The following is an 8,438-nucleotide window of genomic DNA, read 5'->3' as shown; positions in this document are numbered from 1 at the left end:
TGTAGGTTCCGATCTGGTTTGTCGGCTGACGCCGCGATGACCTGCGGCCTTGCGTGGTTGTCTCGACGATCTGTCGGTGCGTTTGTCCAGCCGGGCTGTCGGTTTCTTCGGGCTGGATGCGGGCTCGGGCGGATCTGCCCGAGCCCGCAGGGCTCGTGGAGTGGCTTCGACAACGTGAGGTGACCCAGTTCGGCAGCGGGTTCCGGTCCCACTTGGCGATCTTTCGGGCATGATCTGCAATGGTGTTCGCCCTCATCTAATTCGCGCGGCATGCTGATCCGACGTGCCGGGCTCGACGCGCGGGCCTGGCAACCGGGGCGGGGAGGATCGCGTTGATCGTCTGGGTGAATGGTGCGTTCGGCAGCGGGAAGAGCACGCTGGTGGACGAGCTGCGTCCGCGATGGCCCGAGGCCCTGATCTATGACCCCGAGATGGTCGGCTATGTGCTGCGGGAGATCGTGGAGGTGCCGACCGGCGACTTCCAGGACCTTCGACTGTGGCGGCGGCAGGTCGCCGACCTGGCGGTGGGGTTGGTTGAGGAGTACCGACGTCCGGTTCTGGTCCCCATGACCTTGGTCAACCCCGGCTATGTCGGTGAGATCTTCGGCGCGTTGAAGGACGCGGGCATCGACGTCCACCACTTCTTCCTCAAGGTCTCCCGAGACGTTCTGGAGACGAGGATCGACGGCCGGAGGTTCACCCCGGACAACCCTGAGCAGGACGAGAAGGTTCGGCGCTGGTGCAAGGACAAGATCGCGCCGTGCATGGCCGCTGCCGACACCCTGCCCAGCGACACCGTGTTTCTGGACGGCGAGCTGACCCCGCAGGAGTTGGCCGACGTGGTGCTGGCCCGTGTCGGCGCGGCTGCGGGCCGGTAGGGCTGGATCGTGGGTGAACTTGTTGAGCGGGTTGACGAGCGTGACGAGGTTCTGGCTGTTGTGGAGAGGGGGGAGGCGATTCGTCAGCGGTGGCTGCATCGCATCGCGACGATCGTGTGCCGCGACCGTGCGGGGCGGTTCCTTGTCCACCGCCGCCCGGACGATGACACTCGTTTCCCGGGGCAGATCAACTGGATGCTCGGAGGCGCCGTGGACGTGGCCGAGTCGTATGAGGATGCTGCTGCGCGGGAGTTGCTGGAAGAGCTGGGTGTTCATGCCCGTCCTCGTTTCCTGTTCAAGTTCTTGTGCGAGGGCGTGATCAGCCCGTATTGGCTCGGTCTGCATGAGGTCGTCGTCACGGAACCGATCCAGCCCGACCCTTCGGAGGTCGCTTGGCATGACTGGCTGACTGAGTCCGAACTGACCGACCTGGTCCGGCATCGGGAGTTCGTTCCGGATGCTCGCGAGGCGTTCGACCGATATCGCGCTCTGCCCGTGCGGCAGGGAGAGGCGTGAGCTGCGGTGCACGTTGCTGGAGCTCGTGCTCCGCGGCTCGGCGTCCCGCGGCGGTGAGCGTGTAGTAGGTGCGGCGTCGTCCCGCGCCGCGTCCTGGAGTTGCGCGGCTGAGCCAGCTGGCGTCGTCTTCGGGCCTGCTGGCGAGCCAGCCGGCCTGTTCGAGTTGGCGGAGTCGGTCCGAGATGCTGCCTTGGTTGAGACCGGTCCTTGCGCTGACCTGGGATCCGAAGAATTCGGTGGGTGCGTGGTCGACGAGATCCCGCAGGAGTGTGAGCGTTTCGGCTCGGATCCGGATGCGTGGGACCGGGATGTTGTCGTAGGGCCGGAGGGGGCTGGGTGGCCGACGGGTGCGGAGGCTCTCCATCGCCCGGGCGAGCGTGCCTTCGTCGGGCATGGCGAAGAACTGGTCGCTGGTGAGAGCGGTGCGCATGAGTTCCTGGACCCGTTCGTGCGCGAGGTCACGCAGCAGCACTTGGCCGCGCGCGCTGGGGCGTTGGGGCTTGTTGAAGGCGGATCGGTGGAAGAGGTCGGTGCCGAGGTCGCGTTCGAGTCGCTGGAACTGGGTCACGAGGGCGCTGCGTTCGGCCTTGAGGTAGCTCGCTGCCGTTTCCAGAGACGGAAAGGCCATCGCGATGTGGAAGCGGTGCAGTCGGTGCCAGCCGTGCAGTGTGCCTTCGACCGCTCGGCGGATGTCGTGGGGCAGGGCGGTGTCGAGCGGGGCCAGCATCACGGTGCGGCTGTGAACGCCCTGCGGACGCAGGGGGATGTCGAGTTGTCGGAGCCGGCGGCGAATCGTCTCGTCCTTGACGCCGACCTCCCGGGCGATGTCGCCGGACGAGCGTTTGCGGGTGAGGTATTGCTCGCGCAGCCAGTCCTCGTCGATGGGGGTGGGGCGGCGGGTCCGGTAGATGGTGATGCCGTGAGCCTGCGCGTGTTCGACCACGACATAGCGGGGGAAGCCGGTCGCGCGGGCGATCTGGGTGAGGGTTTTGCCGCCTTCGGTGTATTCGCGGTGCAGGAAGTCGCTGGTGAAGATCTGGCGGGCTCGTTCGCGCAGGCGCCAGGCGGCCAGCGGTGAGGCTTTGCCCGTCCAGACCTGCGGTTCGGTCGCGACGTGTTCCAGGGCGAATCGGATGTGGGCGAGGGTGGTGTTCAGTTCTCGGGCGGCGTCGCCGGGGGCTCGCTGTTCGGCGATGACGATGCGGTGGACGGTGTCGAGGTCGATGTCATGGGGGTTGCGTCCGGGCAGGTCGAGGCCGTCCGCGAGGTCGTGGGGTGGTTCCCAGGTGAGTGGTTCATCGATGCCGAGGCCGTCCAGCACCGTGCGCCCATGGTCATGCAGGGCCTCGCGCTGCGGGGTGGTCAGGCTGAAGGTGAAGGCGAGGTAGCGGCCGCGGTCGGTGTTGTTCTTCAGGGACAGCGGATAGCGGGGATCGTGGAGATCGGCGCCGGTCAGCAGCTGATAGAGGTAGCGCTGGGCGTGAACGTAGCGAGGGGTGTGCGCTTTGGCGTTGATCCTGTCGCCGGGCTGGCAGCCGGTGGTGAAACACATCTGCCGCCAGGTGTCCTCCGTCAGCGGGGCCGACGGAACCGCGGTGCGTCGCCGCTCGTAGTCGATCGGACTGCCGTGTTCGTCCAGGTGGACGGCGAGGGAGCAGAGCGCGGTCAGCACGTCGGGGTGGCCGCTGTGCAGGCTCCTTTGCAGGGTGACGGTGATGGCGTTGGGCAGGTGGGGGTGGAGGCGGTCGGTGACCTGGCGGGAGCTGCGGGCCGCCTCGCGGGGCATCAGCAGCAAAGCGGAGGCGATCCCGCGGAACAGGTTCTCCTTCATGCCCTGCTGCGGGATGAGCCGAACGCTCCAGCCGGGCCAGAGCAGTTGCGGGAGGTGCCGGACGCGGCCGGTGACCCGCGCGTCACCCCGTGTCGGGGTCTGCGCGTGCGGGGTGGGGGAGAGATAACGCAGCCGGTCGATGGCGCCCATGTGCCGGTCGCCCGCGCGCAGGAAACGGCTGCGGGTCGCGCAGGTGAGGGCGGTCCAGTGGGCCGCCGTCATGCCCTTGGGGATGACCTTGCCCTTGGTGTCCTGCCGCTCGCGCAGCGAGCGGAGGGCCAAGATGCCTGCTGCCTCATCGCCGTCCAGCAGCGGGCGGGCGGTGTGGGCGATGACGCCGCGGACAGCGGCCGGGAGATGCTGGACTCGTTGGGCGGGACTGCGCAGGTCACGGGGACGCAAGCTCCAGGACCGCACCACCAGCGGGCCCATGCCAGCGAGGTCGGCCTCGGTGACGGTGCGCATCACCCAGACGGTGCAGGCGTGCAGGTCCGAGAGCATGGCGTGAGCTCGGGCAGCATCCGCGTGGCCGGTCTGCTCGTCGACCCAGCGCTGTGCGGCGAGCAGCGGATGACTGGGCGCCAGAAGCAGCGGTTCGGCGCCCGTAAGGTCCGTGCCGCATACGGGCGACTGGCCGTCGGGCCGCCAGGTGCAGGTCGCGGGCCGGGTGAGATGGGTGCGGCTGGGCAGCCGGATGCGGACGCCCTCGCCGCAGCCGGGGCACTCATCGTGCAGGAGCGTGCCGTGCCGCAGGCAGGCGAACGTCCAGGGCATCCACCACGACAGCGTCCAGCGGCCGTCTCGCTCGGCCAGACACTGTGGGCAGAACCGGCAGCGCCGCTGGCGCTGCGGCCCGAACGGGAAACCGGGGCGGACCACCGCCTGATCGAGCCGCCCTGCCGGAAGTCCGGTGCGAGCCTCCAGGATCCGCAGCTGGTCGGAGGTGATGCCGGTGACCAGGCGCCGGGTCATGTAGTCGCGGGGCAGGCCGAGCACGGACAGGAAGCCGGGGAATGTCAGCCCGTTGCGGCGGGCGAGTGCCTCCAGCCAGCTGTCCAGTCCCTCACCTGGCAGGATGCCGACTCGCAGGGGCAGCACACGTGTCTCGCTCATGCCGTGTCCCCCAGCGCGGAGGGCATCGTGCCATGAGCCAAGGCGGCGGCCATCTGCCGACGGGCCTGTTCGGATGCCTCATCGAGACGGACTCCGTCGAGAACCGCGCGGTCGAGGATTTCGGCGCCGGTGCGGATCGCGCGATAGCAGCCGCGCAGGACCAGGGTGAAGTACGACCCAACGTGCCCGCTGGTGCGTTCGAAAAGGTAGTCCGCCAGCCGCACCAGCATGCCCGGCCGGTGCTCGGCCAGGACCAGGCGGGACTCGGTGGTCTTCAAAAGGCTCCGCCAGTGCTTGCGGCCATGGTCGGTGTCCAGGCGGAACGGGTCCACCCCGAGCCGGGTCCAGCGGCGGGCGGTCTGGGCCAGCACGGTGTTCTTCCCGGTCAGCCCGTCGGCGAAGAACCGCCGCTCGGCCAGTCCCACCCCGACATAGATGAAGGTCACCGGCAGCTCGTTGGCCAGCCACTTCAGATGGTTGGACACCGCCAGCCCATCGCGGCGGTCCAGGTCGATGAAGTGGATATCGTCGATGATCCCGAGCTGGGTCTCGCAAGACAGCACGCAGTCCAGCGCGTGGCTGGCCAGGGCTGCGGCATTGGCCCGATCGGTGGCGGGGTGACCGTAGAACTCGCAGATCATCCGGTTCAGCGTGCGCAGGGTGGTGTTGGAGGTCAGGCCGACCCGGAAGACCGGGATGCGTTCGTGTCCGCCATCGGTCACCGGGGACAGGCGGCGCATCTGCTGCCGGTCGAAGGTGCGGCCATAGAGGTTGGCGATGGTGGTCTTGCCCAGCCCGGGCAGGGCGTCGATGACCGCCGCAGAGCGGATGCGGTCGCCGTCCTGCCGGTTGCTGGCCACGATCTGGTCCAACTCCTCATGAATAGTGGACAGTTGTGGGGTGTTGACGATGCCGAAGTTCGCGTGCCAGTCATGGCGGGCATCGTTGTAGTCCTCGGCCGCCTCCTCGCCGAGAGCCTTCAGCTGGGCGCGGGTGAGCCGTTCGGGCCGCTGCCGGGCAGGAGCATCCGCGTAGCGGCGCCAGCCCTCCTTGCGGGAGAGGCTGAACAGGTTCGGCTGCTTCACTCGATCACCTCGAAGGCGTCGGCGTAGAAGTCGTCACCGTCCGGGACGTCGAAGATCTCGTCCTCCGTATCGGCGTCCCCGGCGGGCAGTTCCGCCACCAGCCGCAGTCCGGCCGGGGCGGCCGGGCCGCTCTGTTCGGGCAGCGCAGGCAGGGCCAGGGCACTGCGCTCGGCCGACAGCCGCACCGCCATGCGGCGCTCGCGACGGTCGGTGACCATGCCCTGGTCCCAGCGGGCCAGCAGGTCGGCCAGGGCTTGCGCGGCGTCGACGTGGCGGCCCTGGCGGGCGGCGAGCCGACGGGCGTAGGCGGCGGCCTCGCCGCTGAACGGCATGGACAACGCGGGCGCGTGCTCCCACTCCAGCGCATGCCAGGAAGCGCTGTCGGGGTCCTGGAAGTAGACGAAGCGGACATCGTCCGGATTGACGTGGATCGGCCACTGCTTGCCGAACCCGCTCCCGTAGGGGCTGGGCGCGTTGCGGTAGCCGTCCAGGACCGGGCCGTTGTAACGCAGCCCGTCGACCTCGATGCCGTAGTGCTGGATCGTGCGCGCCTTGACCGCCAGGAACTGGAAGGCCAGGTCCGGCGAGGCCGGCATGCGCAGTCGGCCCGCCCGTGCCAGACCGATGCGCAGCATCTCCAGCGGCGACAGCGACAGCTTCGGCCACTGCGGGACGACCAGCCCGTCATGCTCGCGCCGGTGGTAGACCTCAGCCACCCACTCGCGGATGATCTCCTCCACCTCGTGGAGGTAGAAGAACGCGGCCTCCTCGACCGCCTCGCCGCGGCTGTGGACGTCCGGCCCCTTGTAGGCGGGCAGGTGCTGGATCAGCCCCTCGCGCAGGGTGCGGAAGAAGCGTTCGACGGTCGGCTTGTCGGTGGGCTTCTTCGGCTGGGCCGGCTGGATCGACATGCCCAGCCGGGTGCACACCCCGATGACATGAGCGGACATGAAGGCCCGCCCGTGGTCGATCACCAGCGTCTCCGGCGGACACAACCCCCGGCCCGGACGCGGCGCGTCCTCAGTGAACACCACCTCGTCCCAGAGCCCGTGATAGGGCGCCAGCCCCGTCCGGGCCGCCTGTTCCAGCGGCGGACAGATGGCCTCGAACAGCACCCCGGCGACATCGACCGCCTTCGTCGAGCAGGCCGTCACCCGCAGCCCGACGATGCACCGCGAGAACAGGTCCTGCGCGACGGTGAGCTGCAGCGGAACCCAGCGGCAAGTCACCGGCTCCATGCCATAGATGTCCAGGTCCTGCGTGTCGAGCACCACGTACTCACCCGGCCGGCTCGCCCGCAGCCGCCCATAGGTGCCCTGCGGACGCTGAGCGATCGACCGGCGGGCCTTCGCACTGCCCGACACCGCGTTCGTGCCCTTGGCCAACTCGGCCAGCCGGGCATAAGCCGTGCTCCGGGACGGTAGCAGCACCACATTCCTGCCGTACTCGGCCACCAAACGTTCCTCGGCCCGCTTCAGCACGGCCGAGCGGGTCGGCGTCGAGGCATTCACCGACTCCGCCAGCACCCGGCGCACCGCCTCCTCCCACCGCGAATCGACACTGCGGCCCCGGCCCCTGACCGCGCGGGTGTCCACCAATCCCGCCTCACCGCTGGCCCGGTAGGCGTTCAGCCACCGCTCCAGCGTGCGCGGCGAGACATCCAACTCCGCAGCCTTCGACGCGATCCGGTCGCGAAGCGGCAGATCCGGATCGAACCCGGGCCGCGGCTCGCCCGCCACGGCCGCGTCAGCGTGTCCGGCCCGATAGCCGCTCAGGACCTCCCTGACATGCCCGGCCCGCTCGCCCAGTGCCATGCGCTGAGCAGCAGACAGCCCCGCCAGCAGCACGCCGACACCCTCCAACGGAGTGTCGACGGCGACGTCCATGGCCCGTGCCCCGGCCGCCAGGCGACCCAGCGGAATCACACTGAAGCCGTCCGTGCGCTCATTGCGCACCGTCACCTGCAGCCCGTCGAGCTCCATGACCTCGACGACATCGCCTTCGAAGAACAGACGGCCTCCCGGCATGACCGTCACTGCCTGCCCGCTCACGCCGCCGCCCGAATGGCGGTCGTCCCGGCCAGCGGCTGGCGCAGGTCCGCCGTGAGACCACCGCACCACACCAGGTGCAGGACGGCGGGCCGGACCACCTCGCCCGGATAGCGGCTCGCCAAGGCCGCCTCGACACCGCCGATCGTCGACTGACGACCGGCCGCTTCCAGCACCTCGGCCAGCACCGTCTCCTCCAGCAGCAGACGACGCCGGTAGCCGGCCAGGAACCTCACGTTCTCCACAACCACCGGTTCGGCCCCCGACCAGGTCTCATAGGCCCAGCCGCGGTCCGAACACAGACGGCGTGTCCAGTCGAACTGAGCGATCACCTTGGGGTCCTTCATGCGTGAGGGGGCTTTGACATCCACGACGGTCGCCAGACCATCGGTGTGGACCAGGAACAGATCAGGAACGTGGCGGCGGATGCGGTCCCCGTCCCGTCCGACCAGCTGGAATGGCTGAGCCGCGATGCGCACGACGCTCCGGTTGAAGTCCGCGAGCAAAATCCGGGCCAGCTCCAGGCGGCTCTCGTAGGCCACCAGCCGTCCCGCCGTCGACGCGTGGTACCAGCCCGAATAGTGCTTCCGGCCGCGGTACCAGCGGAACTCGCGCACCGGCAGCCCATCCGCCACCTCGTCCACCAGCAACCGGTCCCAGTCGACTTCGGCCAGCCGGCCGTCAGCCTTCCGGTAGACGGCCCGGGCCGTCCGACCAGTTGTCGTTGCTGCGTCGTCGTACTCGCCCACCGCGACCCGCCCTTTCGTGTCAGATCCCTCTGACACCAGGACATAGGCCACGACCAGCCGTAACCTGACCGTGCGGCAGGGCAAACCCAACGAAAGGCTGGACCTCAGACACTGGACATGACTGCGGCGCGGAGCGAGAACCGGGCCGAAAAGAGAGCGCCGACCGACACATTGACGACAGATCACTTGGACACCGTCATCTCTTTTCGGAACCTACA

General features: G+C 68.9%; 5 protein-coding genes and 1 pseudogene. 2 read left to right on the top strand and 4 right to left on the bottom strand.

Annotated elements, in window-relative coordinates:
• The first annotated feature begins 332 nt into the window (after positions 1–332).
• Positions 333–878, top strand: a complete 546-nt coding sequence (locus AB0E07_RS39665; RefSeq protein ID WP_362263318.1) for an AAA family ATPase — start codon at positions 333–335, stop codon at positions 876–878.
• Between the two features lie 9 nt (positions 879–887).
• Positions 888–1,394: an NUDIX domain-containing protein gene (locus AB0E07_RS39660; RefSeq protein WP_362263315.1), complete on the top strand. Its 507-nt coding sequence runs from the start codon at positions 888–890 to the stop codon at positions 1,392–1,394.
• Between the two features lie 2,575 nt (positions 1,395–3,969).
• On the opposite strand, the pseudogene AB0E07_RS39655 reads toward AB0E07_RS39660, so the two are convergent.
• The 4 genes and pseudogenes from AB0E07_RS39655 to AB0E07_RS39640 all read right to left on the bottom strand — a co-directional run.
• Positions 3,970–4,338: pseudogene (locus AB0E07_RS39655) on the bottom strand (TniQ family protein); the annotation flags it as partial.
• Complete coding sequence (locus AB0E07_RS39650) at positions 4,335–5,423, bottom strand: AAA family ATPase (protein ID WP_362263312.1); 1,089 nt, start codon at positions 5,421–5,423, stop codon at positions 4,335–4,337. The gene AB0E07_RS39650 and the pseudogene AB0E07_RS39655, both read right to left, overlap by 4 nt.
• Entirely contained in the window at positions 5,420–7,450 is a 2,031-nt protein-coding gene (locus AB0E07_RS39645; protein ID WP_362263310.1) for a helix-turn-helix domain-containing protein, read from the bottom strand. Before AB0E07_RS39645 ends, AB0E07_RS39650 begins: the two co-directional genes overlap by 4 nt.
• 20 nt (positions 7,451–7,470) lie before the next feature.
• Entirely contained in the window at positions 7,471–8,220 is a 750-nt protein-coding gene (locus AB0E07_RS39640) for a TnsA-like heteromeric transposase endonuclease subunit (RefSeq protein ID WP_362263307.1), read from the bottom strand.
• Between the last annotated feature and the right edge of the window lie 218 nt (positions 8,221–8,438).

It is taken from the genome of Streptomyces sp. NPDC048002, assembly GCF_040653275.1.
Lineage (GTDB): Bacteria > Actinomycetota > Actinomycetes > Streptomycetales > Streptomycetaceae > Streptomyces.
This window is presented reverse-complemented; position numbering and strand designations above follow the sequence as displayed.